Annotated in this window: 31 protein-coding genes; 19 read left to right on the top strand and 12 right to left on the bottom strand. The window is 60.1% G+C overall.

Features of this window, described 5'->3' with window-relative positions; translation table 11 throughout:
• Positions 1-122: 122 nt before the first annotated feature.
• Entirely contained in the window at positions 123-911 is a 789-nt protein-coding gene (gloB, locus tag C8N42_RS17230) for a hydroxyacylglutathione hydrolase (protein ID WP_107817771.1), read from the bottom strand.
• 69 nt (positions 912-980) lie between these two features.
• Here gloB and C8N42_RS17225 point away from each other — a divergent pair, with 69 nt between their 5' ends.
• From C8N42_RS17225 to C8N42_RS17190, 8 genes are all read left to right on the top strand, one after another.
• Positions 981-1730: a class I SAM-dependent methyltransferase gene (locus tag C8N42_RS17225; protein WP_107817770.1), complete on the top strand. Its 750-nt coding sequence runs from the start codon at positions 981-983 to the stop codon at positions 1728-1730.
• A gap of 454 nt (positions 1731-2184) precedes the next feature.
• Positions 2185-2745 carry a F0F1 ATP synthase subunit delta gene (locus tag C8N42_RS17220; RefSeq protein ID WP_107817769.1) on the top strand — a complete coding sequence of 187 codons (561 nt, stop codon included), beginning with the start codon at positions 2185-2187 and terminating at the stop codon, positions 2743-2745.
• Complete coding sequence (gene atpA, locus C8N42_RS17215; RefSeq protein WP_107817768.1) at positions 2745-4283, top strand: F0F1 ATP synthase subunit alpha; 1539 nt, start codon at positions 2745-2747, stop codon at positions 4281-4283. The genes C8N42_RS17220 and atpA overlap by 1 nt, the downstream gene beginning before the upstream one ends.
• Positions 4284-4300: 17 nt before the next feature.
• Positions 4301-5173, top strand: a complete 873-nt coding sequence (locus C8N42_RS17210; RefSeq protein ID WP_107817767.1) for a F0F1 ATP synthase subunit gamma — start codon at positions 4301-4303, stop codon at positions 5171-5173.
• Positions 5174-5192: 19 nt separating this feature from the next.
• The gene (gene atpD / locus C8N42_RS17205; RefSeq protein ID WP_107817766.1) at positions 5193-6617 is read left to right on the top strand and encodes a F0F1 ATP synthase subunit beta; all 1425 of its coding nucleotides are present in this window, start codon (positions 5193-5195) and stop codon (positions 6615-6617) included.
• Between the two features lie 24 nt (positions 6618-6641).
• Positions 6642-7049: an ATP synthase F1 subunit epsilon gene (atpC, locus tag C8N42_RS17200; RefSeq protein ID WP_245890236.1), complete on the top strand. Its 408-nt coding sequence runs from the start codon at positions 6642-6644 to the stop codon at positions 7047-7049.
• 79 nt (positions 7050-7128) lie between these two features.
• A complete protein-coding gene (locus C8N42_RS17195; protein ID WP_107817764.1) occupies positions 7129-7482 on the top strand; it encodes a hypothetical protein in 354 nt (117 codons plus the stop codon).
• Positions 7483-7550: 68 nt separating this feature from the next.
• Positions 7551-7898, top strand: a complete 348-nt coding sequence (locus C8N42_RS17190) for an H-type lectin domain-containing protein (RefSeq protein WP_107817763.1) — start codon at positions 7551-7553, stop codon at positions 7896-7898.
• A gap of 74 nt (positions 7899-7972) precedes the next feature.
• Here the strand turns inward: C8N42_RS17190 and C8N42_RS17185 are convergent, their stop codons facing one another.
• Positions 7973-8989 carry a ribose-phosphate pyrophosphokinase gene (locus tag C8N42_RS17185; protein WP_107817762.1) on the bottom strand — a complete coding sequence of 339 codons (1017 nt, stop codon included), beginning with the start codon at positions 8987-8989 and terminating at the stop codon, positions 7973-7975.
• A gap of 113 nt (positions 8990-9102) precedes the next feature.
• Between C8N42_RS17185 and C8N42_RS17180 the strand changes: the two genes are divergently transcribed.
• Entirely contained in the window at positions 9103-9702 is a 600-nt protein-coding gene (locus tag C8N42_RS17180; protein WP_107817761.1) for a 2-hydroxychromene-2-carboxylate isomerase, read from the top strand.
• 18 nt (positions 9703-9720) lie between these two features.
• Here the strand turns inward: C8N42_RS17180 and C8N42_RS17175 are convergent, their stop codons facing one another.
• From C8N42_RS17175 to C8N42_RS17135, 9 genes are all read right to left on the bottom strand, one after another.
• Positions 9721-10758, bottom strand: coding sequence for a threonine aldolase family protein (locus C8N42_RS17175; RefSeq protein WP_107817760.1), 1038 nt, complete (start codon positions 10756-10758; stop codon positions 9721-9723).
• The gene (locus C8N42_RS17170) at positions 10758-11207 is read right to left on the bottom strand and encodes a YcgN family cysteine cluster protein (RefSeq protein WP_107817759.1); all 450 of its coding nucleotides are present in this window, start codon (positions 11205-11207) and stop codon (positions 10758-10760) included. Before C8N42_RS17170 ends, C8N42_RS17175 begins: the two co-directional genes overlap by 1 nt.
• Positions 11204-12130, bottom strand: coding sequence for a bifunctional riboflavin kinase/FAD synthetase (locus C8N42_RS17165; RefSeq protein WP_107817758.1), 927 nt, complete (start codon positions 12128-12130; stop codon positions 11204-11206). Before C8N42_RS17165 ends, C8N42_RS17170 begins: the two co-directional genes overlap by 4 nt.
• Positions 12131-12161: 31 nt before the next feature.
• Positions 12162-12605 (bottom strand): MaoC family dehydratase, encoded by a 444-nt coding sequence (locus C8N42_RS17160; protein ID WP_107817794.1) that lies wholly within the window; start codon positions 12603-12605, stop codon positions 12162-12164.
• Between the two features lie 294 nt (positions 12606-12899).
• Complete coding sequence (locus tag C8N42_RS17155; protein WP_107817757.1) at positions 12900-13772, bottom strand: TIGR01459 family HAD-type hydrolase; 873 nt, start codon at positions 13770-13772, stop codon at positions 12900-12902.
• 175 nt (positions 13773-13947) lie between these two features.
• On the bottom strand, positions 13948-14328 hold the full coding sequence (locus tag C8N42_RS17150; protein ID WP_107817756.1) for a hypothetical protein: 381 nt from the start codon (positions 14326-14328) through the stop codon (positions 13948-13950).
• Positions 14328-14807, bottom strand: a complete 480-nt coding sequence (locus C8N42_RS17145) for a GNAT family N-acetyltransferase (RefSeq protein ID WP_107817755.1) — start codon at positions 14805-14807, stop codon at positions 14328-14330. The genes C8N42_RS17150 and C8N42_RS17145 overlap by 1 nt, the downstream gene beginning before the upstream one ends.
• A 65-nt stretch (positions 14808-14872) precedes the next feature.
• The gene (locus tag C8N42_RS17140; protein WP_107817754.1) at positions 14873-15793 is read right to left on the bottom strand and encodes a manganese-dependent inorganic pyrophosphatase; all 921 of its coding nucleotides are present in this window, start codon (positions 15791-15793) and stop codon (positions 14873-14875) included.
• A gap of 116 nt (positions 15794-15909) precedes the next feature.
• A complete protein-coding gene (locus tag C8N42_RS17135; RefSeq protein WP_107817793.1) occupies positions 15910-16608 on the bottom strand; it encodes a ZIP family metal transporter in 699 nt (232 codons plus the stop codon).
• A 66-nt stretch (positions 16609-16674) separates the two neighbouring features.
• On the opposite strand from C8N42_RS17135, the gene C8N42_RS17130 reads away from it, so the two are divergent.
• The 5 genes from C8N42_RS17130 to C8N42_RS17110 all read left to right on the top strand — a co-directional run bounded on the left by C8N42_RS17130 (position 16675) and on the right by C8N42_RS17110 (position 20857).
• Complete coding sequence (locus C8N42_RS17130; protein ID WP_211309212.1) at positions 16675-17304, top strand: DUF2161 domain-containing phosphodiesterase; 630 nt, start codon at positions 16675-16677, stop codon at positions 17302-17304.
• 145 nt (positions 17305-17449) lie between these two features.
• Positions 17450-17878 carry a hypothetical protein gene (locus C8N42_RS17125; protein WP_107817753.1) on the top strand — a complete coding sequence of 143 codons (429 nt, stop codon included), beginning with the start codon at positions 17450-17452 and terminating at the stop codon, positions 17876-17878.
• Positions 17879-18100: 222 nt separating this feature from the next.
• Positions 18101-18388, top strand: a complete 288-nt coding sequence (gene groES / locus C8N42_RS17120) for a co-chaperone GroES (RefSeq protein ID WP_066705114.1) — start codon at positions 18101-18103, stop codon at positions 18386-18388.
• A gap of 39 nt (positions 18389-18427) precedes the next feature.
• Positions 18428-20074 (top strand): chaperonin GroEL, encoded by a 1647-nt coding sequence (gene groL / locus C8N42_RS17115; protein ID WP_107817752.1) that lies wholly within the window; start codon positions 18428-18430, stop codon positions 20072-20074.
• Between the two features lie 324 nt (positions 20075-20398).
• The gene (locus C8N42_RS17110; RefSeq protein WP_245890241.1) at positions 20399-20857 is read left to right on the top strand and encodes a GNAT family N-acetyltransferase; all 459 of its coding nucleotides are present in this window, start codon (positions 20399-20401) and stop codon (positions 20855-20857) included.
• Between the two features lie 6 nt (positions 20858-20863).
• Here the strand turns inward: C8N42_RS17110 and C8N42_RS22105 are convergent, their stop codons facing one another.
• Positions 20864-21523: a TetR/AcrR family transcriptional regulator gene (locus tag C8N42_RS22105; RefSeq protein ID WP_107817750.1), complete on the bottom strand. Its 660-nt coding sequence runs from the start codon at positions 21521-21523 to the stop codon at positions 20864-20866.
• 75 nt (positions 21524-21598) lie between these two features.
• On the opposite strand from C8N42_RS22105, the gene C8N42_RS17100 reads away from it, so the two are divergent.
• Genes C8N42_RS17100 through C8N42_RS17085 form a run of 5 tightly spaced genes read left to right on the top strand, consistent with a single transcriptional unit; the run spans position 21599 to position 25543 of the window.
• Positions 21599-22945 (top strand): flavin-containing monooxygenase, encoded by a 1347-nt coding sequence (locus C8N42_RS17100; RefSeq protein WP_107817749.1) that lies wholly within the window; start codon positions 21599-21601, stop codon positions 22943-22945.
• Complete coding sequence (locus C8N42_RS21945; protein ID WP_245890234.1) at positions 22942-23454, top strand: bile acid:sodium symporter family protein; 513 nt, start codon at positions 22942-22944, stop codon at positions 23452-23454. Before C8N42_RS17100 ends, C8N42_RS21945 begins: the two co-directional genes overlap by 4 nt.
• Positions 23455-23502: 48 nt before the next feature.
• Complete coding sequence (locus C8N42_RS21940; RefSeq protein ID WP_245890231.1) at positions 23503-23844, top strand: bile acid:sodium symporter family protein; 342 nt, start codon at positions 23503-23505, stop codon at positions 23842-23844.
• Positions 23841-24782 carry an SDR family oxidoreductase gene (locus tag C8N42_RS17090; protein WP_107817748.1) on the top strand — a complete coding sequence of 314 codons (942 nt, stop codon included), beginning with the start codon at positions 23841-23843 and terminating at the stop codon, positions 24780-24782. The genes C8N42_RS21940 and C8N42_RS17090 overlap by 4 nt, the downstream gene beginning before the upstream one ends.
• Entirely contained in the window at positions 24779-25543 is a 765-nt protein-coding gene (locus C8N42_RS17085) for an SDR family NAD(P)-dependent oxidoreductase (RefSeq protein ID WP_107817747.1), read from the top strand. The genes C8N42_RS17090 and C8N42_RS17085 overlap by 4 nt, the downstream gene beginning before the upstream one ends.
• Positions 25544-25548: the final 5 nt, after the last annotated feature.

Genomic DNA, 25548 nt, shown 5'->3' with positions numbered 1-25548 from the left:
TGGTTAACACCGGTAAATTTTTCGGAGACGTCAAGTTTTGTGCGGTTTGGGCCGAATGTTCCCCTCATTCGTTATAAACCATCTATGATGACTTGACAGGAAAACAAGGGGCGCACGGGGCATCAGAACCTGTCCTTGCGGGCGCGGATTTCGGCAAACACGGCGACATCGGAGGCGTCCGCCATGCCGAGCGCCTTTTTCACGGGGGCGAGATGGGCGCGCAGGAAGGGGTTGGTCGCAAGCTCCAGAGAGAGCGGGGCGGGCACGGTGGCCTCGCCCTTCATGCGCATTTCTTCAATGGTTTTCGCACGATTGCGCAAGGTGGCGTTTTCCGGCTCGATGGTCAGCGCAAACCGCGCGTTCGAGGCCGTGTATTCGTGACCCGAATAAATCATTGTGTCCTCGGGCAGGGTGGCGAAACGCGAGAGCGTCTCCCACATCTGCTCTGGCGTGCCTTCGAACAGACGCCCGCAGCCCAGAACCATCAGGCTGTCGGCGGAGAACAGCGCCTTCGCATCCGGGATGTAGTAGGCGATATGGCCGAGGGTGTGCCCATCCGCACCCATAATCTGCACCTCGTGACCGGCAAAGTCGAAACTCTGTCCCGGTTCCACCACGCGGGTCAGCGGCGGCAGGCGGTGCTGATCGGCCGCAGCCCCGGTAATCGTTGCTCCTGTCGCCTCGAACAGGCCGGCAGCGCCGTCGATATGATCCCAGTGATGATGGGTCAGCCATATCTCGTCGAGGGTCCAGCCACGCTCCGTGAGCGCGTCGAGAATCGGCGCGGGATCGGCGGCATCGACCAATGCCGTGCGCCCGCTCACCGGATCGTGGACGAGGAAATCGTAATTGTCGGAGAGGGCGGCGACGGTGACGATTTCGAGGGCGTTCTCTGGTGCGATCTCTGGCATGGCGTTCTCCGGTCTCTTGCGGTTATGGTGGCCTTGAACCCAGCATTCTGGGAAGTCCAAGGGATTGCAATGCATCTCGACGTCGTTGAACTGAGAAATTTCTACTATCGTACCGGGCTCGGTCGTGCCGCGCAGCGGGCGATCCGCGATCAGGTCGTGACCTTTTGGCCGAATGCCGAGCGTCAGACGGTGGCGGGTTTCGGTTTTGCCGTGCCTTTACTGCGACCGTTTCTGGCGGATGCGCGGCGCGTGGTCGGGCTGATGCCGGATCAGCAAGGCGTGATGCACTGGCCCGTGGGGCAACCGAATGTCTCGGCGCTCTGCCCGGAAACCCGCTGGCCGCTCCAGACCGGGTTCGTGGATAAGCTCGTCGTGATGCACGGGCTGGAAACGTCGGATGCGCCGGATGCTTTGCTGGAGGAGTGCTGGCGTGTGCTGGGGCCGGGGGGCAAGGCGCTGTTCGTGGTGCCGAACCGTGGCGGGCTGTGGTCGCGCTCGGACAGCACGCCGTTTGGCTATGGTCGGCCTTACAGCATGAGCCAGCTCGAAATTCAGCTCCGGCAGGCGCGGTTCGTGCCGGAACGTCATGCGGCGGTGCTGTTCCAGCCGCCGTCGCACAAACGGTTCTGGAAACGCTGGGGGCCGCTCTGGGAACGGATCGGGCGGCAGATGCCTACGGCGCTTGCCGGTGGGGTCCTCGTGGTGGAAGCGTCGAAACAGGTTTACGCCCAGACCGGATCGGGCACACCCGAAGCAGTGCGGCGCAAAGGCGGCGTGCTGGAGGGACTTCGGCCCGTGCCCGAGGCGAAGCCGGTTTAATCTGTAATCAAGGTATAAGCGAATTGTGGCGAGGTCTGTCGGATCGCCACCATGTAAGGCGGGCCGTGTCCGGTGTATTATGACTGGATTGTCCTGATTTTTGCCCGTTCGGTGCGGATTTTCAAGACTTCGCAACGACATGGTTCAGGCTTCGGGAAAAGGACGAAGAGAGGGGAATCGCACGAATCCGTGAACGCCTCCCGCATCCGACGTGAAATTTTTTTGCGCCCTGACGAAAGATTCCGCCTAAGCCCCTGAAAAGCAAACAAAGCAAGTTTTCCGGTGTTGGCGCTAAACTGGCGTAACAAGGTTGCGGCATGGTCTGGGCTCTGCTACATCCACGCTGATTTTGTTGCCTGCGTATGCTGCGCGGGTCAGTCAAGCTGCTCATTCCCGATACGAGAACCCGCAAGGGGCGGACGGGGACGGGCCCTAAGACATCGGAAGGGTGGACGTGTCCGAACCAGCTTCGATCTCCGGCGGCATCGCCGCACGTTATGCAACGGCCGTTTTTGAACTGGCCAAGGAAAGCAATGCCATCGCGGCGCTCGAAGAGGACGTGGCGACGCTGTCTTCCGCGCTTGCCGAGAGCGACGATCTCAAGGCTCTGATCACTTCGCCGGTCTACACCCGCGAAGAACTCGAAGCCGCGATCAAGGCGATTGCTGCAAAAGCCGGTCTTTCCGGCATCGTCTCCGGTACGCTCGGGCTGATGGCGCAGAACCGCCGTCTGTTCGTCCTGCCGCAGCTCGTCGCCAAGCTTGGCGATCTGCTTGCCGAGGAGCGTGGCGAAGTGACCGCCGAGGTCACCTCCGCCAAGGCGCTGACCAAGACGCAGACCACCAAACTTGCCAAGACCCTCTCCGAGAAATTTGGCAAGACCGTGAACATCAATGCGACCGTGGATGAAGCCATCATCGGCGGTCTTGTCGTTAAGGTGGGCTCGAAGATGATCGACACCTCGATCGCCTCCAAGCTCAACTCCCTCCAGAATGCAATGAAAGAGGTCGGATAATGGGAATCCAGGCAGCTGAAATTTCTGCGATCCTTAAGGAGCAGATTAGAAACTTCGGCCAGGAGGCCGAGGTTGCTGAAGTGGGCCGCGTGCTCTCCGTCGGTGACGGGATCGCACGTGTGTACGGCCTCGACAACGTCCAGGCTGGCGAGATGGTCCAATTCCCGGGTGGGATCATGGGCATGGCGCTCAACTTGGAAGCCGACAACGTCGGTGTCGTGATCTTCGGTTCCGACCGTGACATCAAAGAGGGCGACACCGTCAAGCGCACCAAGTCCATCGTGGACGTGCCTGCCGGCGACGCCCTGCTGGGCCGCGTTGTGGACGGTCTGGGCAACCCGATCGACGGCAAAGGCGCCATCGCCGCCTCCGAGCGTCGCATCGCCGACGTGAAAGCGCCGGGCATCATCCCGCGTAAATCCGTGCACGAACCGATGGCGACCGGCCTCAAATCCGTCGACGCCATGATCCCGATCGGCCGTGGTCAGCGCGAGCTGATCATCGGCGACCGTCAGACCGGTAAAACCGCCGTGGCCCTCGACGCGATCCTGAACCAGAAGTCCTACAACGAGGCTGCTGGCGACGACGAGAGCAAGAAACTCTACTGCATCTACGTCGCCGTGGGTCAGAAACGCTCCACCGTGGCGCAGCTCGTGAAGAAACTCGAAGAGTCCGGTGCGATCGAATACACCACCGTGGTGGCCGCAACCGCGTCCGACCCGGCGCCGATGCAGTACCTTGCGCCCTACACCGCGACCGCGATGGCCGAGTATTTCCGCGACAACGGTCGTCACGCCCTGATCATCTACGATGACCTGTCGAAACAGGCTGTGTCCTATCGTCAGATGTCCCTGCTTCTGCGCCGTCCGCCGGGGCGTGAAGCTTATCCGGGTGACGTGTTCTACCTCCACTCGCGCCTTCTGGAACGGTCCGCGAAGCTGAACGAAGATTTCGGTGCTGGCTCGCTGACGGCTCTGCCGATCATCGAAACCCAGGGCGGTGACGTGTCCGCATTCATTCCGACCAACGTGATTTCCATCACCGACGGTCAGATTTTCCTCGAAACCGAACTGTTCTATCAGGGTATCCGCCCGGCCGTGAACACCGGTCTCTCCGTGTCCCGCGTGGGCTCCTCGGCGCAGACCAAAGCCATGTCCTCCGTGGCTGGCCCGGTGAAACTGTCGCTCGCCCAGTACCGCGAGATGGCTGCCTTCGCTCAGTTCGGTTCCGATCTGGACGCCGCGACCCAGAAGCTTCTGAACCGTGGCGCGCGTCTGACCGAGCTGATGAAACAGCCGCAATACGCGCCGCTGACCAACGCCGAAATCGTCTGCGTCATCTTCGCGGGTACCAACGGTTATCTGGATAGCATCCCAGTTGCCGAGGTTGGCAAATACGAAGCCAAACTTCTCGACTTCCTGCGCAACCAGAAGAAAGACGTGCTCGACTGGATCACCAACGAGGATCCGAAGATCAAAGGCGAGCCGGCCGACAAGCTCAAAGCGGTTCTGGACGAATTCGCCAAAACCTACGCTTAATCCTGAAGGACGCTTAGATGCCCAGCCTCAAGGATCTCAAAAACAGGATCTCGTCGGTCAAATCGACCCGCAAGATCACCAAGGCCATGCAGATGGTGGCCGCCGCGAAACTGCGGCGGGCACAGGATGCGGCCGAGGCCTCGCGCCCCTATGCAGAGCGGTTCAACGCTGTGCTGGGTGCGCTGTCGGCGTCGGTCGGTGGCTCCGATACCGCGCCCCGGCTTCTGGCCGGGACCGGCAAGGACGATGTGCAGCTGCTCGTCGTCATGACGTCTGAGAAAGGTCTCTGCGGCGGCTTCAACACGAACATCGTGAAGCTGGCCAAGACCCGTATCAAAGAGCTTCTGGCCGCTGGCAAGACGGTGAAAATCCTCACCGTTGGCAAGAAAGGCCGTGAACAGCTCAAGCGGGAATACGCGGACCTGTTCGTCGGTCATGTGGACCTCACCGAGGTCAAGAAAGTCGGCTACGTCAACGCGCAAGAGATCGCCAAAGATCTTCTGGCGAAATTCGACGCGGGCGAGTTCGACGTGGTGACGATCTTCTACGCGAAGTTCATGAACGTCGTGACGCAGGTCCCGACCGCCCAGCAGATCATCCCGGCGGCTTACGAAGTCGAAGAGGGTGCCGTAAGCGCGCTCTACGATTACGAGCCCTCCGAGGAAGGCATACTTGCCGATCTTCTGCCGCGTGGCGTGGCAACGCAGATCTTCTCGGCGCTGTTGGAAAATGCCGCCTCCGAGCAGGGCGCGCGGATGTCCGCCATGGACAACGCGACGCGCAACGCAGGCGACATGATCGACAAGCTGACGATCGAGTACAACCGCTCGCGTCAGGCCGTGATCACCAACGAGCTTATCGAAATCATTTCGGGCGCTGAAGCGCTCTAAGAACCCGGAGACATAAGACATGGCAAACGCAAAAGGCAAAATCACGCAGGTGATTGGCGCCGTTGTGGACGTGCAGTTCGAAGACGCGCTTCCTGAAATTCTCAACGCCCTTGAGACCAGCAACAACGGCAACCGCCTCGTGCTCGAAGTGGCGCAACACCTTGGCGAAAACACCGTCCGCACCATTGCGATGGACGCGACCGAAGGTCTCGTGCGCGGTCAGGAGGTCACCGACACCGGCGGCCCGATCACCATTCCGGTGGGCAACGCGACCCTCGGTCGTATCCTCAACGTCGTCGGCGAGCCCGTTGACGAAAAAGGTCCGGTCGTGGCCGAAGAACGTCGTCCGATTCACGCCGAAGCTCCGGAATTCTCCGAGCAGGCGACCGACACCGAGATTCTCGTCACCGGCATCAAGGTGATCGACCTTCTCGCGCCCTATTCCAAAGGCGGCAAGATCGGCCTCTTCGGCGGCGCCGGGGTGGGCAAGACCGTTCTCATCATGGAACTGATCAACAACATCGCGAAAGTGCACTCGGGCTTCTCCGTGTTCGCCGGTGTGGGCGAGCGGACCCGTGAGGGCAACGACCTTTACCACGAGATGATCGAATCCAACGTGATCAAGCCGGATAACCTCTCCGAGAGCCAGGTGGCTCTGGTTTACGGTCAGATGAACGAACCTCCGGGAGCCCGTGCCCGCGTCGCTCTGACCGGTCTGACCCTTGCGGAACAGTTCCGTGACCAGTCCGGCACCGACGTTCTGTTCTTCGTGGACAACATCTTCCGCTTCACCCAGGCCGGTTCCGAGGTGTCCGCACTTCTCGGCCGTATCCCTTCGGCTGTGGGTTACCAGCCGACGCTGGCGACCGACATGGGCGCGATGCAGGAACGCATCACTTCCACCAAGAACGGCTCGATCACCTCGATCCAGGCTGTGTACGTGCCCGCCGACGACCTTACCGACCCGGCACCGGCCACGACCTTCGCCCACCTCGACGCCACGACCGTTCTCAACCGTGCGATCTCCGAGCTTGGCATCTACCCGGCTGTGGACCCACTGGACTCCTCGTCCCGGATCCTCGATCCGCAGATCGTCGGCGAAGAGCACTACCAGGTGGCCCGCGACGTTCAGGGTATCCTCCAGCGCTACAAGTCGCTGCAGGACATCATCGCCATCCTCGGCATGGACGAACTGTCGGAAGAGGACAAGCTGACCGTGGCCCGTGCCCGGAAAATCCAGCGCTTCCTGTCCCAGCCGTTCGACGTTGCGAAAGTGTTCACCGGCTCCGACGGTGTGCAGGTTCCGCTCGAAGACACGATCTCGTCCTTCAAGGCGGTTGTGGCCGGCGAATACGACCACCTGCCTGAAGCGGCGTTCTACATGGTTGGCGGCATCGGTGAAGTGCTTGCAAAAGCCGAGAAACTCGCTGCGGAAGCCGCTTAACAGAAACCCGGAAGGAGGCCGATTATGGCTACAGTCCAATTCGATCTCGTCTCTCCCGAGCGCAAACTTGCGTCTCTGACTGTGGAGCAGGTTCAGATCCCGGGTTCCGAAGGTCGTCTGACCGCGATGGCGGGCCATGAGCCCACCATCCTCACTCTGCGTCCCGGTCGTCTGATTGCGAACGGGACGGAGGGCGAGATGGAGTTCATCGTGACGGGCGGCTTCGCCGAGCTGTCTCCCGAACATATCTCCGTGCTGGCCGAGGTTGCTCTGCCGCGTGGGGAAATGTCTCAGGAGATCGTCAACGAGATGATCACTCAGGCCCGTGCCGAGCATGACAAGGCCACGCAGGAGGAGCAGGCGGAGACGCATTCCTTCCTCGCCGACCTTGTGCATATCGCCGAGGACCTCGGGTTCCACACCAATCTCTGATTGGTCCCTGATACGGAATTGGGAAGGCCCTGCGCATCACGCGGGGCCTTTTTCTTTGCAGCATTGAAACGGATATCGAATGGACAAGACATTTCAGGACCGTGTTCACAATTGGGTTCTCGCCTGTTTCGGTGAAGAGGTCGCCATGGATGCGGTGGAGCGCAACCGGCGGTTTCTCGAAGAATCTCTGGAATTGGTGCAATCGCTCGGTGCGAGCCGGGAATTTGCTCATGAACTTGTGGACTATGTGTTTTCCCGACCCAAGGGCGATGCGCCGCAGGAAGTTGGCGGGGTCATGGTGACGCTCGCCTCGCTTTGCGCGACGCATGGCATCGAGCTTGAGCAAGAGGCGCACAAGGAACTGAGCCGCATCGACAGCTCCGAGATCATCGCCAAAATCCGGGCGAAACACGCCAGAAAACCGCAGTTTTAAGCGCGCTTTCCCCTTTTCTTTCCGGGCCGTTTCAGGGCAGTCTCTTTGTGGAGACAAGATCAAAAACCATGTTGAGAATTGACAGCCATCAGCTTGGGATCACGCAAGGGTCCTTCGTGCTTTTTTCCGATTTCCAGGACGGCGGTGCGATGTGGACCGGCAAGGGGCCACGTGAATTACGCCGCGTGGTGGAGTTCGATGAACCCTATCTGAAGGCCCCTGTGGTGCAGGTCAGCCTGTCGATGCTCGACATCGACCAGTCCACCAATCATCGCGTCGATATTTCCGCCGAAATGGTCACGGAAGACGGATTTGTCATCGTATTCCGCACTTGGGGCGACACGAAGATCGCTCGTGTGCGAGCGGACTGGGTTGCTTTCGGGCCTGTACGGCATGAGGATGACTGGGAGGTTTGAGGGGCTGAGCCATCTGCATGAAAAAAGGCGCGTCAGGAGGTCCTGCGCGCCTTTTCTGTGAATCATTCACGAACTTACGGGTGATACACGCCCTCATAAAGCGGGATCAGCGTCTTGTCTTCGAAGAGAGAGGACACGGAGGTGCCGTTCCAGGTGTTGATGATTGCCTGTGCAAACAGAGGCGCGGTGGGCACCACGCGGATGTTCTTGCACTTGGCGACGGCGTCATTGGCCTCGATCGAGTCGGTGATGACCAGAGAGGACAGGCGCGAATTGGTCACGCGCTCCACGGCCGGACCCGAAAGAACCCCGTGGGAGATATAGGCATGCACCTCGGCGGCGCCATGATCCATTAGAAGATCGGCGGCTTTGCAGAGCGTGCCAGCGGTGTCGACAAGGTCGTCCACGATGATGCATTTCTTGCCCTCGACGGAGCCGATCACGGTCATCTCGGCCACTTCGCCGGGTTTTTCTCGGCGTTTGTCGACGATGGATAAGGGCGCGTCGATGCGTTTGGCAAGCTCACGGGCGCGCGCCACGCCGCCGACGTCCGGGGAGACGATCATGATGTCGTCCATGCCGTCCTTGAAATTGTGCTTGATGTCGAGCGCGAAGACCGGGGAGGCGTAAAGGTTGTCCACCGGGATGTCGAAGAAGCCCTGAATCTGCGTCGCGTGCAGATCGAGGGTCAGAACCCGCTCGATACCCGCTTCGACCATCATGTTGGCGACGAGTTTCGCGGAGATCGGTGTGCGGGCCTTGGTGCGGCGATCCTGACGGGCATAGCCGAAATAGGGTACGACGGCGGTGATGCGACCGGCGGAGGAGCGGCGTAGCGCGTCGGTGATGATCAGGAGCTCCATGAGGTTGTCATTGGCCGGGTTCGAGGTCGGCTGAACGATGAACATGTCCTCGCCCCGCACGTTCTCGTACACCTCGACGAAAATCTCGCCGTCGTTGAAGCGCTCGACGCGTGCGTCACAAAGGTCGATCGACATGCCGCGATGCATGGAAAGACGACGCGCGATGGCGTTGGCGAGGGTGCGGTTGGCATTACCGGCGATGAGTTTGGGCTCGTGAGTCATGGGCATAGCAGCTTTTCCCGGGGTGATTTTCGGCCTGACCGTCACGGAATCGTAACGTTGACACCGCTTACCACCCCGCTAGCTTCTTGCAAACATCATGCGGCGCCGGGAGAGACCAAATGGCACATATCGACTACTATTTTTCGCTTCTGTCGTCCTTCACCTACCTCGCGGGGGATCGGTTCGCGGAGATCGCCGCGAAACACGGGGCAAGCGTACGCTACAAGCCCTTCGACATTCTCACCATGTTCGACCGTCTCGGTGCGCCACGCCCGGCGGACCGTCCCGAGGCGCGCAAGGTGTACCGGATGCAGGAGTTGAAACGCTTTGCTGCGCAGGCCGGCAAGCCGATGAAGTTTCAGCCCGCCTTCTGGCCGACCAACGCAGCTCCCGCGTCCTATGCGCTGATCGCGGCGCAGGAGGCCGGGGGCGGCGATCTCGACGGCTTGGTGCAGCGGCTTTTGAAAGCGGTCTGGGAAGAGGATCGCGATATTGCCGACGATGCGGTGATCACGGAAGCTTTGAAGGCTTCGGGTTTTGACCCGATGCTGTCGATGACCGGCATGCTCAAGGGCGCGGAGATTTACACGCAGAACCTCGAAGAAGCGCTGAAAGCCGGTGTGTTCGGCTCGCCGTTTTATATCGTCACCGACACGGATGAGCGGTTCTGGGGGCAGGACCGATTGGATATGCTGGACGACTATCTTGGGGCGTTGTGAGACGATGAGCCGCCCCGATCAGTCGCTCAGCGCCGCCAAGAGCGCATCGACATTGGCCTCTGTCGTCGACCAGCTTGCGACGAACCGCGCCAGAAGCGGCTCGTCGGGATCACCGGTCAGCGCCGTGCCCGGCCCCCACATGTTATAGACCGCGCCTTTGGCCTTGGCCTGCACATGCATCCTGCGGGGCAGGCGGGCGAAGACCAGGTTGCCTTCGACCCTGTAAGCCAGCTCCCCGCCGATTTCCGCAATTCCTCTTGCCAGACGCGCGCCAATGGCATTGGCCTGTGTCGCCAGTTCCAGCCAGAGATCACCTTCCAGCCACGCCAGTATCTGTGCCGAAATATAGCGCGCTTTCGAAAGGTTATGCCCGCCACGCATGCGCTGGCTCTCGAAGGCTTCTTTGTATGACGGATCAAACAGAACAGCGGCTTCGGCCCCCATCGCACCGGTTTTCGTGGCCCCCAGAGAGAGTGTCGCCAGTTCTCGTGTCATCTGCCATGGCGTCGCGCCACTCGCCGCCATGGCATTGGCAAAACGGGCGCCATCGAAATGCAGCGGCAGGCGAGAAGCCTCGGCCAGAGCGGCAATATCTGCGGGGCGGTACAACTCGCCGAACTCGGTGAGGTTGGTGAGCGACACTGCCGCAGGGGGGCTTGCGTGGACATCGTCTCTCGCACTGTCGCCGGTTACCGCTGTGCGCAACTCGTTCGGCGTCATCCGGCTGCCCTCGCCTGCCATAAGTTTGAGCTTTGCCCCGCCCGAATAAAACGGTACGGAATTGCGCTCATCTACCTCGATATGTGCGGTCTTGTGACAATAGACGATGCCCCATGGCGGAGTCATCGCCGCCAGAAGTGCCGCATTGGTGCCGGTGCCGGAGACCATGGGATAGACCAGCGCGTCGGGGGCCTGAAACAGATCGCGCAAGCGCTCGGTCAGCTCTGCCGTCCAGCGATCGTTTGCATAGGGCGCGGCGTAGCCATCGTTGGCCTTTACGAGCGCTTCCATGATTTTGGGGTGAACGCCGGAAGTGTTGTCGGACGCGAAAAACATCAGTTGGGCTCCTCGATGATATGGTCCTCCCAATCCTCCTCGTCGACCTCGAACTCCGGGACGGTCATCCCGCGCACGGAAATTCCGGCGGCGTGAACGCTCTCCGGATCCCCGGTCAGAAGCGGGTGCCAGCCGGGCAGGGGGCGGCCCTGCCACAACAGCCGGTAGGCGCAAGTGGCGGGCATCCAATAGGCGTGGCTTTCGATATTTTCGGGGGTGAGGCGGATGCATTCGGGCACAAGTTTCTTGCGGATCTGATATTGTCCGCACTGACAGGAATAATCGTCCAGAAGCCGACAGGCCACGCGGGTCAGGAACACCTCGCCCGTGTCCGCGTCCTCGATCTTGTTGAGGCAACATTTGCCACAGCCGTCACAAAGCGCTTCCCACTCGTCCTCGGTCATCCTGGTGAGCGGAACCGTTTCCCAGAACCGGGGTCGCTTGCTCATTCCAGCGCCCCGAGGATCTCCTGCGCCTGATCGCAATCCGCGTTCATCTGTTCGATCAGCGGCTCAAGCCCTTTGAACACCAGTTCGGGGCGGAGATAGTCCACGAAGGCGACGGAGAGGTGTTCCCCATAAAGCTCGCCTTTGAAGTCGAAGATGAAGGTTTCGAGGCAAGGCAGGTTCGCGCCGAAGGTCGGTTTCACACCGAGAGAGGCCGCGCCTTTGTAATGGCCCTTGTGCGGTCCGGTCAGAACATCGACCAGCACGGCGTAGACGCCGAATTTCGGGGCGTGCAGCCCCTCGATCGACATGTTCGCGGTCGGAAATCCGAGATCGCGGCCACGTTTGTCGCCGTGGTTGACCTGACCCTCGATCCGGTGCCAGTGGCCGAGCATTTCCTGCGCCTTGCGCGGCTCACCCTCGGCCAGCGCGCTTCGGATTGCCGAGGAAGAAGACACGCCACTGTCGGTTTTGAGCAATTCGGCCACGGTGACGCCAAAGCCCATCTCCACGCCAAAGCGTTTCAGGTCCGCGACTGTGCCCGCGCGTTTCGCGCCGAAACAGAAATCCGCACCGACCACGACATTTTTGAGACCCAGCCCCTCGACGATGATCTCGCGGGCGAATTGCTCGGGCAACATGGCGGCAAGCTCGGTGTTGAAGGGCAGTTGGAACAGTTGTTCGACGCCGAGTTTCGCCAGCCGGTTGGCTTTCGATTCCGCGTTCATCAGGCGAAACGGTGGTGCGCCGGGGGCGAAGAATTCACGCGGATGCGGCTCGAACGTGACGATGCCCAGCGGGCCGTGGGCGCGGGCAAGGTCAATCACATGGCGGTGGCCACGATGGACGCCATCGAAATTGCCGATGGCCGCGGAACAGCTCTTGGCCTCTTCGGGGATGTCGGTCCAGTGCGTGTGAATCTGCATGGGGCTCCTCGCGAGGCAGCCCCCCGCGTCGTCAGTCGAATTTCCGGCTTGGCGCAAGTACCATGGCCTCGCCTTTCAGGACCACGGTATCGCCCACGGTGCAGCGACAATCAAGGGCAACCCGGCGTTTCGCGTGCTGGATATCGGTGACGGTTACTTCCGCGAGCACCGTGTCGCCGGGGCGCACAGGGGCGAGGAACTTGAGCGTCTGGCCCATGTAGATCGTGCCATGTCCCGGAAGCTGTTCGCCGATCACGGCGGAGATTAGCCCTGCGGTCAACATGCCATGGGCGATGCGGCCTTCGAAAATCGTGTCCTGGGCATAGTCATCGTCGAAATGCACCGGGTTGCGGTCGGTCGAGACCTCCCCGAACAGTTCGATGTCATGATCGGTGATGGTCTTGCGCAGGGAGCGCGTCATGCCGATCTCGATATCCTCGATGCAGATGGTTCCGCGCGGCTGATTGTCCAACATGATCTCCGATTCCTTCGTGATGTTGCGCCGCAGCATAGCGAAAGAGAGGGCTGGAAACAATATTGCGCGAAAGAAAATTTTTATGTTTGCGCAATTATTGCAAATAAGTTTCGCATCGTTTCGAGCGTGAACGCCCTCTGGTCTTCTTTTCCCACGTTAACCTTAATCAGATTAACCTTAATGCGCGGTGAAATGGAAAGCGGCTTGCAAGCGTATCCCTGCCGGATAGCGGAGCAGCATAAGAAAAGGCGCCGGATTGCTCCGACGCCTTGTTCTTCTTTGCTGCCGAAACACTCAGCGCAGAAACGAAATTGCGGCCGTCGGCGAGAGGTTCTGTTCCGACAGCCACATCTTGAGCCGCATTGGGTCCGGATTTGCCGGATCGGGACCGAATTCCTGTGCTGCCAGCCCGCCGGTAATGAAGAGCACGTCGAGCCCCTCACCGATCGCCCCCATCACATCCGTGCCGATGCCGTCGCCGATGCAGAGGATACGGTTGTCGTCGATCTGTGCGATCTGTGCCAGACGCCGCCGGGCCAGATCGTAGATCGGCGGGTGCGGCTTGCCGAAATAGAGGCTTTCGCCACCCATTTCGGTATAAAGCGCGGCCAGAGCCCCGGCACACCATTCCCGAACCTCGCCACGATCCACCACGATGTCGGGATTGGCGCAGAGGAGCTTGAGGCCCTTCTGCTTGGCATAGAGGAATTGCGGGCGGTAAATCTCGGGATCGGCCAGCGGGTCCTCGGGACCGGAGGCGACGATGCCCTCGGCTTCTTCCAGCGGCACGACCTGCACATCGAGCGGCGCGTCGAGAATTTCCATCGGCTGAAAGAAATCCGCCTCGAACATCTTGCCGATGTGCCAGACCTTTTGCCCGACCACGCCGAGATACATCGCCATGCGCGCCGAGTCGCCGGAGGTGGCGATGGCGTCCCAGGCGTCGTCAGGTACGCCGAATTCCGCGATCTGATCCGCGACCGAGCGCCAGGGCCGTGGCGAGTTGGTCACGAGCACGACCTTGCCGCCGCCCGCACGGTATTTCTGCATTGCCGCGACCGCCTCCGGGAAGGCGGTGACGCCATTGTGCATGCAGCCCCAGAGATCGACGAACAGCGCGTCATACTCGTTGGAAATTTCGGAAAGCTCTCGGATCAGGCGGGTCATCGCGGCCTCACTGTTTGCGTTGTGCCCTACCTAAAGCGTTTTGCGAACAATCTGAATCACAGATTTTCGGAAAACGTTGCGCAGGGCTCATATGTTCAGGCCTTTTGCAACTGTTCTGTGCCTCAGATCAATTGCAAAAGGCTTTAGCGTGCGCACGGCAAAAGGACAGTGGAGATCAGCGTTGCGGGTCTTTCATGAGACCGTACCAGAGCCAGAACAGAACGGCTTCGGTGAGGACGGCTATCGCGATCCCCGGTCCGACGCGCCCGAGGGCAAACTCGCTCAATCCCAGGAGCACCAGCGCCAGCATGGTCACGGCCATGGCACGGGCGATGGCGCTACGGGCCAGATCGGAACGGGCGATGTCCTTGAGTCCCCAGAGCAACAGGCCGGGCGCGAGGAACAGCACGGCGGCGCGGCGGGCCATGACGGCAGCGGATATTGAGGGTTCCAGATGAAAGAGCCAGAAAAACAACGGAGGAGCGATGAAAATCGTGATGGCGAGGGTCAGACAGATCCCTGCGGTGATCCGGGACAGCAGTGGAAATGAGGGCATCAGGCACCAAAGGCTTTGGGATAGATCAGGTCTTTCACCTTGGCTTTGCCCGGGCCAGCCGTCAACGTGTGAGTGAGCGGGTAGGGGGAGGAGAAATCCTCCGCGATCGGGTGAAAGCCGCAGCGGGTGTAGAAATCCGGGTCTCCCAGAACGACCACGGTCTGACCGGAAATTTCGGCCCATTGGGTGATCATGCCAGTGAGGCGACGACCATAACCGCGACCTTGCAGATCCGGGCGGATCGCGACGGGGGCGAGGCAGAGCCAGCCTTTCGGAGCTACCATTTTTGACAAAGCGGCATAGCCGACCACTTCGCCCTCCATGGGCAAGACCATTTCACCCGCAATGGCGCGGGATTTGCGCAGGGTCTCGACCAGTTGTGCCTCGTCCTTTTGTCCGAAGGCGGCGGTCAGGAGATTGGCAACAGCGGTTTCCTCGCCGCGTTTCATCTCGCGCATGAAGTCGGGGATCTTGAGCATTGGGGCTCCAAACAAAAAGGGGCGCAAATTCGCGCCCCTTATATATGTGTGATTTCGCGAAGCGCTCAGAGCTTGAGGTTCGGGATGATCTGTTTTTTGCGGGACATGATCCCCGGAAGCACCACGGAGTCACCAGTCACGGTCGCGCCGAAGCTCTTTTCGGCAACCGTTTTGCAGAGATCGTTCGGGGTGAAGAAGGTGGCTTCTTCATTGAGGATGTCCACGACGAACAGCAGCACCTGATCGACACCGTCTTCGGCCTCGACGGTTTTGAAGCTCTCCATGATCGACGCCTTGCGGTCGAGCACCAGTTTCGGCGCGGTGGTCTCAAGCACGGAAACGCGGAACTTGGTGCCCTCGACTTCGTATTCTTTCGAGTCCATGCGGATCAGTTCTGCGTCGGAGAAGGCGGAGATGTCGGATTTGGCTTCGAACATTTCGGAGGCGTATTGGCCAAGGTTGATGTTCAGTTCGGAGGCCAGCTTCTCGGCCAGCGCCTTGTCGACATCGGTGGTGGTTGGGCTACGGAATTCCAGCGTGTCGGAGAGGATGCAGGACAGCATCGCGCCTTTGATGTTGTCGGGCATCTTGGCGGCGTCGTCGCCCATCAGGTCATGCATGATGGTCGCGGTGCAGGCGAGCGGACGGATGGTGATGTCGATCGGGCCTTTGGTTTCCAGGCCGCCCACGAGTTTGTGGTGGTCGATGATCGCGGTGATGTCGGCGGAATTGATCGCGTCCGGCAGTTCCGCGGGATTGTTGGTGTCAACGATCACGACCGGCTGGCCTTCGGAGACCTCGGAAATGATCTCCGGCTTCTCGAAACCCCATTTCTCGATGACGAAAGCGGCCTCAGTGTTCGGCTCGCCCAAGAGGACGGCTTTGGCGTCGACGCCTTTCACTTCGTTGAGGTACCACGCCCAGATGAGCGGGGAGCCGGTGGAATCGGTGTCGGGAGATTTGTGGCCGAAAACAAGCGTGGTCATGTGGTGTGGTCCCTTGGGGATTGGGGTGAATATTGGCGATTTCGGCGCTCTTATAGGCGGTGCAGAAAGACTTGTCACCACTTGCGCGGGGCGCGAACGGGCACGGTGAAAAGGATTCAGCCCATCAGGCTGAGGCCATGCGCGGCCATCAGTCCCAAAACGATGGCGATGCCGGTCCAGAGCTTGTCTTCCTTGTAGGCTTTGGGAAACACTTCGGTGGCCAGAGAGGCCGCTACGACGCCCGCGGCCACGGTGCGAATGACGGCAAGCGGTGTCTCCGACACATCCGAGAGCGCAAGCTTGCCCACAAGTGCAGCCAGCGCTAGCAAAATGGCGGTGCCGGTCCATATCCACAGGACGGAGTGTTTCGAAAACCCGTCATCGACCATCCCGCGCGCGCCGCCTGCCGCTTCGGGCAGGTTCGACAGAAAGATCGAACCGGCGAGGGCCGCAGCGGTCAATGGATCGGCCCCGATCAGGGCCACGCCGAGGGCAAGGTTTTCAGGTATGCCATCGAGCGTCACGGCGAGCAAGAGACCGCCCCCGCTTTCCGCGCCAAGCTTTTTCATCACGAAATGATCGGCGAGAATAAAGCCCGCAGCGCCGGCGAGCAGGGCGATGCACAAGGTGAGGAACGAAATATGCGCGCTGGCCGGCTCGATAAGTTCGGACATCACCGAAACGATGAGCGCACCACCCGCAAGCGCGATCATGAAGCCTTCGGTATTTTCCGAAGGCGGTTTCCAGATGCCCCAGAGAGCGCCCAGGATCAGAGCGGCGGATACGGCGGCGAGGATGGCGAGCGTCGTCAGCATAAGGGAGCAACGCCGGATCAATGCTTGCGGTTCCGGTCTGTTGCAAAGCGGTTTATAGATCATGCCATGGCACAATTGCGCGAAACCGATCTTTATCCGCCCGTGAAAGCCCATTTCGAGGGGCTGGGATATGTTGTGAAGGCGGAGGTGCGGGACGCGGATGTGGTGGCGGTTCGGGGCGAGGAGACGGTGATCGTCGAGCTGAAGACCGGGTTTTCGCTGTTGCTGTTGCAACAGGGCGTGGCGCGGCAGGCTTTGAGCGATCAGGTCTATCTGGCGGTGCCGCGTTGGAAGGGCAGGGCGGCGTGGCGGATGTTCAAGGGGAACCTTGGGCTGTGTAAACGGCTGGGGCTTGGGGTGATTTCGGTGAACGTGGCGGAGCAGACGGTGCAAGTGCATCACGAGCCGAGGCCGTTTGTGCCGCGCAAGAACAGGGCGAAGACAGGGAAGTTGTTGGCCGAGTTCGAACGCCGGGAAGGGGACCCGAATTTGGGGGGCACGCCTGCGGGGGGACGTGTGACGGCGTACCGGCAGGATGCGGAGAAATGCCGGGCGTATCTGTTGGAGCATGGACCGTCCAAAGGCGCGGAGGTGGCGCGGGCGACGGGGGTGAAGACTGCCACCCGTATGATGCGGGACAATCATTATGGGTGGTTTGAGAAGGTCGAGGTGGGGGTTTATGGGGCGCAGGAATAACCCGCGCGAAGACGGATCCAAGGGCTTTTCTTCTGTCCTTCGGACATGACAGCCTGTGGAACAACTTGTGTCTTATCGGTGCACTGGCCTAGGGTGGCAACGGATTTATTGTCCTTCGCCGATACGACCAAAAGGTTTCATTTCTATGCGTTTCATTCTGCCCGCTGTTTTCCTCATGATGTTTCCGCAAATGGCAATGTCAGATGTCGCTTGCAATCAGCTTGAGGACCCCTTGCCACTTCTGGAGGAGATCAAAACGTCATTCGCCTCAGGCCACTTCGAGATTCTCAAGCATCTTGTAAATGGGGCATCCCCTTCTGAGAGTGAATCATCAGATCTTCTCAACGTTATTGCAGCACTGCAGGAGGCCTTCCCAGAAGGGTTTGCAGCATGTTCTACATTGATGTCGGAGCATATTTCCGAGCGCTTCATTTCAGAAATAGTCGCATTCAAAGCTTCCGATGGACACTTCATATTTCTTGGCTTGGATGCAGTGAATGTCGAATTCGGTTGGGAAGTCGTGCGATATCATTTGTCCGACGATTTTGAGACTATCTGGCGTGAATGGAAATGAGCGCCAAACGAACTGGCTCCGATGTTCCCGTTTCAGTCGTTTCGTGCGTGAAGTCCCTCCGTAATTCAGCAAATTTTTCCCCATCTCCCCTGTTGACTCACTTCCACCTCCTTCCTAACTATGCGGCGTTATCACTCGAACCCTATGAGTGCTAACATGCGATTTATCCCCGCCCGTGAGGGTGGATGTGAAACTGAAACTTTGAGCGAAGGAGCCTCGAAGATGGCATTCAAACCGCTGCACGACCGCGTTGTGGTCGAACGTGTTGAGAGCGACGAAAAGACCAAAGGTGGTCTCATCATCCCCGATAGCGCGAAAGAAAAGCCTGCCGAAGGCAAAGTCGTTGCCGTGGGCGAAGGCGCTCGCAAAGACAGCGGCGAGCTGATCGCACCGTCCGTGAAAGAGGGCGACATCGTCCTCTTCGGCAAATGGTCCGGCACGGAAATCACCGTGGACGGCAAAGAGCTTCTCATCATGAAAGAGTCGGACATTCTCGGCATCATCGCCTGAGACATCCGATCCCCTCAAACCGAATTTACGGAGTGAACAATGGCTAAAGAAGTCAAGTTTGACGTCGATGCACGCAACCGCATGCTCAAAGGCGTGAACATCCTCGCCGACGCTGTGAAAGTGACCCTCGGTCCGAAAGGCCGCAACGTGGTTCTCGAAAAATCCTTCGGCGCCCCGCGCATCACCAAAGACGGTGTGTCCGTGGCCAAGGAAATCGAGCTGGAAGACAAGTTCGAGAACATGGGCGCGCAGATGGTGAAGGAAGTCGCTTCCCGCACCAACGACGAAGCCGGTGACGGTACCACCACCGCGACCGTTCTGGCGCAAGCGATCATCAAAGAAGGCCTCAAGCAGGTTGCTGCCGGTCTGAACCCGATGGACCTGAAGCGCGGTATCGACCTCGCGACCCTCAAAGTCGTCGAAGCGATCAAAGCCTCCGCGCGCCCGGTTGCCGATTCCGACGAAGTCGCACAGGTGGGCACCATCTCCGCCAACGGCGAAGCTGAAATCGGTCGCCAGATCGCTGACGCGATGCAGAAAGTCGGCAATGACGGCGTGATCACCGTCGAAGAGAACAAAGGCATGGAAACCGAGACCACCGTGGTTGAGGGTATGCAGTTCGACCGTGGCTACCTGTCCCCGTATTTCGTGACCAACCCGGACAAGATGGTCGCCGAACTGGAAGACTGCATCGTGCTGCTGCACGAGAAAAAACTCTCCTCGCTTCAGCCGATGGTGCCGCTCCTTGAGCAGGTCATCCAGTCCCAGAAACCGCTCCTCATCATCGCTGAGGACGTGGAAGGCGAAGCGCTGGCGACCCTCGTGGTGAACAAACTGCGCGGCGGCCTGAAAATTGCGGCTGTCAAAGCTCCGGGCTTCGGCGATCGTCGTAAAGCCATGCTGCAGGACATCGCGATCCTGACCGGCGGTCAGGTGATCTCCGAAGATCTCGGTATGAAGCTCGAAAACGTCACCATGGACATGCTCGGCTCTGCCAAGAAAATCTCCATCACCAAAGACGAAACCACCATCGTCGACGGTGCTGGCGACAAGGCCGAGATCGAAGCCCGCGTGGCGCAGATCCGCACCCAGATCGAGGAAACCACCTCCGATTACGACCGTGAGAAACTGCAGGAGCGCGTTGCCAAACTCGCTGGCGGTGTGGCCGTGATCAAGGTCGGTGGCATGACCGAAGTGGAAGTGAAAGAGCGCAAGGACCGTGTGGACGATGCTCTCAACGCGACCCGCGCTGCCGTTCAGGAAGGTATCGTCGTCGGTGGCGGTGTGGCTCTGGTTCAAGCCGGCAAAGCCCTCGAAGGTCTCGAAGGTGCGAACGCCGATCAGAACGCCGGTATCGCCATCGTGCGCAAGGCGATCGAAGCGCCGCTGCGTCAGATCGCTGAAAACGCCGGTGTCGACGGGGCTGTCGTGGCCGGTAAGGTCCGCGAATCCGATGACACCGCCTTTGGCTTCAACGCTCAGACCGAAGAATATGGCGACATGTTCAAGTTCGGTGTGATCGACCCGGCCAAAGTGACCCGCACCGCTCTGGAAGACGCTGCTTCCGTTGCTGGCCTCCTGATCACCACCGAAGCTATGGTCGCCGACAAACCGGCCAAAGACGGTGGCGCCGGTGCCGGCATGCCGGACATGGGCGGCATGGGTGGCATGGGTGGCATGATGTAATCTGCCACACGCCATAAGTGCTTTTGGAAAGGTCGCCTTCGGGCGGCCTTTTCTTTTAGGGATCGCAGGTGCGAGCCAAACCTGTTCCATTCCCTGTGCAGCACCTGTGTCAGCTGCATGGAAATGTAACGCTGCTCCCGGATTTCATCCGGAACTTCTATTCGGTCTTGTCAGGCCTTTTCTGCACCTGCAAAGCTATATGGAGGTGTGGTGTAAAAACCTGATGCGAAACTTCGGGATATGCGCTTTGAGATATGAGATTTTCTTGCGAGGCTGCGGATGCATTTACGTGCTCTGACCACAAATGACGAGCTTCCCTTGTCCGTGTTGCTGGACAGCACGTTCGGCGGCCCCGACATGTATCGTTTCGCTCAGGCGCTTCGGGACGAGCAGGCGATGGCGATGGAGCGCGTAGCCTGTGACGAGACCGGGGCCATGATCGGCTATGTCTGCTGTGCCCGGATGGTCGCGCCGGAGGACTGGTGGGTGCTGTCGATTCTTGCGGTTTCACCGAGCCACCACAAACGGGGCATGGGACGCGAACTCGTTGTGCGTGGGATGGATTGTGCCAGGCGCGAGGGGGCGAAGGCGGTGATCGTGATTGGCGATGCACGTTATTTCTCGCGCGTGGGCTTTTCCAAACTGGCCGCGTCCCATCTGGAAACCACGATGATGCCCGAGCACACCCTGCTCTATCCGATCGCACCGGGTACGGGTATGGCACATGAAACACTGATTTATCCTGATGCCTATGCGCATCTGAGTGAGGACGATCTGGTCTGAGCCGGATCAGGGCCGTGTGGCCGTCTCGAACCCCGCTTCGCAAAAATCGAGCAGGCTTTCCACGAGGTCCTGCTCAGGGGTTCCACCGGCCAACGCACCGATCCTCCAGCGCGAGGTGCAGACGGACAGCATGGCCGAAACCATGAAGACGAAACAGGCGCCGATCCTGGCGGGGTCCGCATCTGGGCGCTGCTTGCGGATTTCCACCATGAACCGTGCGACCGTCGGATCGAAACAGGCTTCCGTCAACTCGCGCCAGCGGTCGTCGGCGGAGACCAGAGCGATCAACCGCCCATAGGCCAGCCAACCGGGATCGCCGCCTGTCACCTTGTCGAGCAGGGGCGTGATGAAGCACGCCAGAATATCGCGCAGGCTTGGCGTGCCTTGCCGTAACAGGACATCCAGTGCGTCGAGACGGAGTCGGGCCAGTTCCTCGGCTCGCCGGGACACGATGGTCGCGAAAAGCGCTTCCTTGCTGCCGCCATGATGATTCACCAGAGCCCCTTGTACTCCCGCAGCAGCGGCGATGTCGCGAATCGATGCACCCTCGAAACCGCGTTCGGAAAACAGGGTTTCTGCAGCATTGAAGATACGGGCGCGGGTTGCCAGAGACCTTTGGCTCGGTGCGCGTTGTCTCTGATTTTCTTTGTCTTTTTGCGGGTTCATAAGAATATCTTGCACTATTTTTAACAGTTGTTCAATCTAAAACGGCATCTTCGGATGCCAAAGGGAGGAACATCAATGACTGCGAAAACGGACGTGGCGCCCGAAGGTGCCGCGGCGGAAAAATATGCGCTGATCGGGGCCGGGCCGATGGGGCTTGCAATGGCCAAAGTGCTGCGCGAACAGGGGATCGCCTTTCAGGGCTTCGAGCTGCATTCCGATGTGGGCGGGCTTTGGGACATCGAGGCACCGCGCTCGACCATGTATGAAAGCGCGCATCTGATCTCGTCCAAGACGATGACGGAGTTCACCGATTTCCCGATGCGCGAAGAGGTGGCCGAGTACCCGTCGCACCGGGAGATGGCGCATTATTTCCGTGAGTTCGCCAAGGCTTATGATCTCTATCGCGACTATGCGTTCAATTGCGAGGTGCTCAGGGCCGAACCGCTGGGGGAGAGCGGTGACGGCTGGCGCGTTACTTGGCGCGATGGGGCGGGAGAGGAACAGAGCGCAGTTTTCGCGGGGGTTCTGATCGCCAACGGCACGCTCTCGCAACCGAATATCCCGCAGTTCAAGGGCCATTTCGAGGGGGAGATGATCCATTCCGCCCAGTACCGCTCGCCCAGACAATTCGCAGGCAAACGGGTGCTGATCGTGGGAGCGGGCAATTCCGGTTGCGACATCGCGGTGGATGCGATCCATCATGGGGTGAACTGCGATATTTCCCTGCGCCGGGGCTATTATTTCGTGCCGAAATACGTCTTTGGGCGTCCCGCTGATACGCTGGGCGGCGCGGTGAACCTGCCGATGTGGCTGAAACGCCGGGTGGATGGATTCCTGCTCAAATGGTTCGTAGGCAATCCGCAGAAATACGGATTTCCGAAACCTGATTACAGGCTCTACGAAAGCCACCCGGTGGTGAATTCGCTGATCCTGTTCCATGCGGGACATGGCGATCTGACTGTACGACCGGACATCGACCGACTCGACGGCAAGACAGTGCATTTTACCGATGGCACAGAGGCCGAGTACGATATGATCCTGACCGCGACCGGCTATCTGCTGCATTATCCGTTCATCGACAAGGAGTTGCTCAACTGGCAGGGTGCCGCACCGCATCTCTATCTCAACTGTATGCATCCGGCACGCGACGATCTCTTCGTGCTGGGTATGGTGGAGGCCTCGGGGCTTGGTTGGCAGGGGCGGCATGAACAGGCGGAAATGATCGCGCGTTACATTCGTGGGTTGCGGGACAACAGCACGGCCGCGCTGGAGTTGCAGGTCGAAAAATCCAAAAATTTTCAGCGTGCCACGGGCGGTGTGAAGTACCTGAGCCTCGCACGCATGGCCTATTACGTCGACAAGGCGACCTATCGCAAAGCCGTCACGGGCTGGATCCGGGCGCTCTCGAAGGGGGCGGCATGACGGATATCGACAGCATCGTTCTGAATTTTAGCCCCACGGGGTTGCTCGTCATGAATGCCATTCTGGCGATTGTCATGTTCTCGGTCGCACTCGATCTCAAACCGTCGGATTTCGCCCAGCTATTGCGCGCACCAAAGCCGCTTTTGACCGGGCTTGCGTCGCAATTCGTGGTGTTGCCCACGCTGACCTTTCTGATGATTCTCGTATTGCAACCAAGCGCCTCCGTCGCGCTGGGGCTGATCTTGGTGGCCGCCTGTCCGGGGGGTAATATTTCCAATTTCATCACCCATCGCGCCGGGGGAAATGCGGCGCTTTCAGTGTCGATGACCGGCTGCGCCACCATGGGCGCGATCGTGCTCACCCCGCTCAACATCGCCTTCTGGGGGCAGCTCTACACACCCTCACGGGAGATTCTGAGCGTGGTGGAGATCGACCCGGTGCGGATCGCGATCACCGTGAGCCTGATGTTGCTCCTGCCGCTCTTGGCCGGGATCGTGCTTTATCGCTAACGGCCTCAGATCGCGCATCGCATCCGACGTCCGTTGCAAAGCCTCTCGATGCTGATCTTCCTCGGGTTTATTGTGCTGGCGCTGGCGGCAAATTGGGGCGTGTTTCTGGACTATGCCCGTTACGTGATCCTCATCGTGATACTGCACAATGCGCTGGCGCTGGCGGGCGGCTATGCCACGGCCAGTCTCGCCCGCGTGTCGCCCTATGACCGGCGGGCCATCACCATTGAGACCGGGATTCAGAATTCGGGGCTGGGGCTTGTACTCATCTTCGGATTTTTCCACGGGATGGGCGGTATGGCGGTGATCGCGGCGCTTTGGGGCGTCTGGCATGCGATCTCTGGGCTTGTGTTGGCACAGTTCTGGTCCCGGAGGGCAGCGGTGCGATGACCAAGGTTTTGATCACGGGGGCCGCAGGCGCGGTGGGATCGGCGCTTTTGGCCGAATTGAGCGGGTTGTCGGGTGAACCGGCCATTGAGGTGATCGCCACCGATCTGCGTCCTCCCGCAGGTTTGCCTGCAAACATCCGTTTCGTGCCGCTCGACGTTGGAGGTGCCGACCCGGATCGGGTGATCGGGACGGAGCGGCCCGATGTGGTGATCCATCTTGCCTCCATCGTCACGCCGACGACACGCGAGGTCGCGCATCGGGTGGATGTGACCGGGTCGCGCAACATTCTCGACGCCTGTCTGACGCATGGCGTGCGGCGGCTGGTGGTGACCTCTTCGGGTGCGGCCTATGGTTATCATGCCGACAATCCGATGCCTTTGCGCGAAAGCGATCCGGTGCGGGGCAATCGCGAGTTTGCCTATTCCGATCACAAGCGGCAGGTTGAGGAGATGCTGGCAGAGGCGCGGAGGATGCAGCCGCAGCTTGAGCAAGTGGTGCTTCGGGTCGGCACGGTGCTGGGCGCGGGGTTGGAAAACCAGATCACGGCGCTGTTTCACAAGCCGCGGCTTCTGGCGCTGAGCGGGTCCGGGAGTCCCTTTGTGTTCATCTGGACCCGTGATCTGGCGCGCATCCTGAAACGTGCCATCATTGACGGACCGGCGGGTATCTACAATGTCGCGGGGGACGGCGCGCTGGGCGTCACCGATCTCGCCCGCTTACTGGGCAAGCCGGTCCTGCGCCTGCCGCCTTGGGTGGTGCGGATGGTGTTGGCCGTGGCGCATCCGATAGGCCTGTCGCGCTACGGGCCGGAGCAGGTGCGGTTTCTGCAATACCGTCCGGTGCTGGATAACACCGCGTTGAAAGAGCGGTTCGGCTATGTGCCCGAGTTGACGAGTGCCGAGATTTTCGAGCTTTGGCGCAGGGCGGCGGGGCTATGAAGACGGCGGTGATCACCGGCGGGGCCGGGGGGCTGGGTCGGGCATTTGATGTCGAATTGCGGGCGCGGGGCTGGGCGACGGTTCTGATCGACCTGTCGGGGCCTGCGCTCGATGCGGTCGGAGAACTGCCCGAACGTCGCATCCATGGGTGCGATCTGACCGATACGGCGGCCCTTCGCAGCCTGTGCGAGACAATCCGGGAGGCGGCGCCCGGAATAGATCTCGTGATCTACAATGCAGGGGTGACCCAGATCGGGACATTCGCCGAACTGTCCGAAGAGACACATCGCAGGCTCTTCGAGATCAACTATTTTGCGGCGGTGAACATGGCGCAGGCGTTTCTGCCGGACCTGCAGCGTGCGCGGGGTACGCATCTTGCCATCTCCTCGGTGGCTGGGTTTTCCCCGCTGATCCGGCGCACGGGCTATGCGGCCAGCAAACATGCGCTCGAAGGGTTTTTCAAATCGCTGAGGGCGGAGGAAAAGCCTTATGGCGTGCGCTGTGTCATTGCAGCGCCGAGTTTCGTGGCGACCAATCCGGGGGATTCCAACCGGGTTGGCGAGTTGAGCCGACCGGGATCGGCGGCGGACACGGTCGATGCGATGACACCGGAGCAGGCAGTTGCAGAGATTTTGCAGGGGTTGGAGCGGGGGCGGAATGTCATTCCGGTCGGGCGTGTTGCGCGCCTGTCCTGGTGGCTCAACCGCCTGTCGCCAAACCTGTTCGCCTGGTTGATGATGCGCAATATCCGGGAGGATTAAGGGCG

The organism is Celeribacter persicus, assembly GCF_003050785.1.
In the GTDB taxonomy this organism is placed as follows: Bacteria; Pseudomonadota; Alphaproteobacteria; order Rhodobacterales; family Rhodobacteraceae; genus Celeribacter; species Celeribacter persicus.
The sequence above is the reverse complement of the archived record's forward strand: the minus strand, read 5'-3'. Positions and strand labels throughout refer to the sequence as shown.

Coding starts and splice junctions, on each gene's coding strand:
- C8N42_RS17170 (WP_107817759.1), bottom strand. CDS start 11,207: ATGAGCAAGCGACCCCGGTTCTGGGAAACGGTTCCGCTCACCAGGATG.
- C8N42_RS21940 (WP_245890231.1), top strand. CDS start 23,503: ATGCTGATCTTCCTCGGGTTTATTGTGCTGGCGCTGGCGGCAAATTGG.
- atpA (WP_107817768.1), top strand. CDS start 2,745: ATGGGAATCCAGGCAGCTGAAATTTCTGCGATCCTTAAGGAGCAGATT.
- C8N42_RS17195 (WP_107817764.1), top strand. CDS start 7,129: ATGGACAAGACATTTCAGGACCGTGTTCACAATTGGGTTCTCGCCTGT.
- C8N42_RS22105 (WP_107817750.1), bottom strand. CDS start 21,523: ATGAACCCGCAAAAAGACAAAGAAAATCAGAGACAACGCGCACCGAGC.
- groES (WP_066705114.1), top strand. CDS start 18,101: ATGGCATTCAAACCGCTGCACGACCGCGTTGTGGTCGAACGTGTTGAG.
- C8N42_RS17210 (WP_107817767.1), top strand. CDS start 4,301: ATGCCCAGCCTCAAGGATCTCAAAAACAGGATCTCGTCGGTCAAATCG.
- gloB (WP_107817771.1), bottom strand. CDS start 911: ATGCCAGAGATCGCACCAGAGAACGCCCTCGAAATCGTCACCGTCGCC.
- C8N42_RS17085 (WP_107817747.1), top strand. CDS start 24,779: ATGAAGACGGCGGTGATCACCGGCGGGGCCGGGGGGCTGGGTCGGGCA.
- C8N42_RS17155 (WP_107817757.1), bottom strand. CDS start 13,772: ATGACCCGCCTGATCCGAGAGCTTTCCGAAATTTCCAACGAGTATGAC.
- C8N42_RS17180 (WP_107817761.1), top strand. CDS start 9,103: ATGGCACATATCGACTACTATTTTTCGCTTCTGTCGTCCTTCACCTAC.
- C8N42_RS17140 (WP_107817754.1), bottom strand. CDS start 15,793: ATGACCACGCTTGTTTTCGGCCACAAATCTCCCGACACCGATTCCACC.
- C8N42_RS21945 (WP_245890234.1), top strand. CDS start 22,942: ATGACGGATATCGACAGCATCGTTCTGAATTTTAGCCCCACGGGGTTG.
- C8N42_RS17190 (WP_107817763.1), top strand. CDS start 7,551: ATGTTGAGAATTGACAGCCATCAGCTTGGGATCACGCAAGGGTCCTTC.
- C8N42_RS17145 (WP_107817755.1), bottom strand. CDS start 14,807: ATGCTCAAGATCCCCGACTTCATGCGCGAGATGAAACGCGGCGAGGAA.
- C8N42_RS17165 (WP_107817758.1), bottom strand. CDS start 12,130: ATGCAGATTCACACGCACTGGACCGACATCCCCGAAGAGGCCAAGAGC.
- C8N42_RS17100 (WP_107817749.1), top strand. CDS start 21,599: ATGACTGCGAAAACGGACGTGGCGCCCGAAGGTGCCGCGGCGGAAAAA.
- atpD (WP_107817766.1), top strand. CDS start 5,193: ATGGCAAACGCAAAAGGCAAAATCACGCAGGTGATTGGCGCCGTTGTG.
- C8N42_RS17175 (WP_107817760.1), bottom strand. CDS start 10,758: ATGTTTTTCGCGTCCGACAACACTTCCGGCGTTCACCCCAAAATCATG.
- C8N42_RS17225 (WP_107817770.1), top strand. CDS start 981: ATGCATCTCGACGTCGTTGAACTGAGAAATTTCTACTATCGTACCGGG.
- groL (WP_107817752.1), top strand. CDS start 18,428: ATGGCTAAAGAAGTCAAGTTTGACGTCGATGCACGCAACCGCATGCTC.
- atpC (WP_245890236.1), top strand. CDS start 6,642: ATGGCTACAGTCCAATTCGATCTCGTCTCTCCCGAGCGCAAACTTGCG.
- C8N42_RS17185 (WP_107817762.1), bottom strand. CDS start 8,989: ATGCCCATGACTCACGAGCCCAAACTCATCGCCGGTAATGCCAACCGC.
- C8N42_RS17135 (WP_107817793.1), bottom strand. CDS start 16,608: ATGCTGACGACGCTCGCCATCCTCGCCGCCGTATCCGCCGCTCTGATC.
- C8N42_RS17150 (WP_107817756.1), bottom strand. CDS start 14,328: ATGCCCTCATTTCCACTGCTGTCCCGGATCACCGCAGGGATCTGTCTG.
- C8N42_RS17090 (WP_107817748.1), top strand. CDS start 23,841: ATGACCAAGGTTTTGATCACGGGGGCCGCAGGCGCGGTGGGATCGGCG.
- C8N42_RS17130 (WP_211309212.1), top strand. CDS start 16,675: ATGGCACAATTGCGCGAAACCGATCTTTATCCGCCCGTGAAAGCCCAT.
- C8N42_RS17160 (WP_107817794.1), bottom strand. CDS start 12,605: ATGTTGGACAATCAGCCGCGCGGAACCATCTGCATCGAGGATATCGAG.
- C8N42_RS17125 (WP_107817753.1), top strand. CDS start 17,450: ATGCGTTTCATTCTGCCCGCTGTTTTCCTCATGATGTTTCCGCAAATG.